At 39.4% G+C, this 733-nt stretch carries 1 protein-coding gene; it reads left to right on the forward strand.

The genetic code is table 11. The annotated features are described in order from the left end of the window. Positions 1 to 17: 17 nt before the first annotated feature. Positions 18 to 709 (forward strand): IS1 family transposase gene (locus GNE10_RS34940; protein WP_397326718.1). Its coding sequence is split into 2 segments (ribosomal slippage): positions 18 to 353 and positions 356 to 709, totalling 690 coding nucleotides; the frame shifts between segments, so codons are not numbered across the junction. Positions 710 to 733 lie beyond the last annotated feature (24 nt).

A 733-nucleotide genomic window follows, 5' to 3' on the forward strand; every position in this document is an offset into this window, starting at 1 on the left:
AATTGAGGTCATCTACTGTGCAATGTCCATACTGCAACTCTACTGAAATTAGAAAAAATGGTAAACGAAGAGGTAAACAAAATCACATTTGTGTCAATTGTGGTCGTCAATTTATCGATGTTTATAGCCCAGCAAAAGGGTACTCAGATGAAATCAAGCAAGAATGTTTAAGGTCATACGTCAATGGCATGGGATTTCGCGCAATTGAGCGTGATAAAGGAGTTCACCATACAACCGTAATTTATTGGTTAAAACAAATAGGCTCTAAACTGCCCGATGTACCGCCTAGTGACGACATACCAGAAGTTGGAGAATTAGATGAACTAGAAACCTTTATCGGTACAAAAAAAACAAAGTTTGGTTATGGACGGCAGTAAATCACTTTCATGAAGGTATCTTAGCTTGGGTAATCGGCGATCGCAGTTCAGAAACATTTAAATTCTTGTGGGACATTGTTTCCTGTTGGCAATGTTACTTCTACGTCACAGACGGTTGGAAAGTTTATCCTTGCTTTATTGACCCAGGAGACCATATCGTGAGCAAAACCTATATGACTAGGGTCGAGGGCGAAAATACCCGCTTGCGCCATTACCTAGCAAGACTACACCGAAAAACACTCTGCTATTCCAAATCCGTGGATATGCTTAAACATTCAATTCGATTGTTACTTCATTATTTAAAGTATAGAGAAATACCCGTTTTTGCATAATTCATCCCGCATTTATGCAACGCC

The sequence above is a fragment of the Nostoc sp. 2RC genome (assembly GCF_014222165.1).
In the GTDB taxonomy this organism is placed as follows: domain Bacteria; phylum Cyanobacteriota; class Cyanobacteriia; order Cyanobacteriales; family Nostocaceae; genus Nostoc; species Nostoc linckia.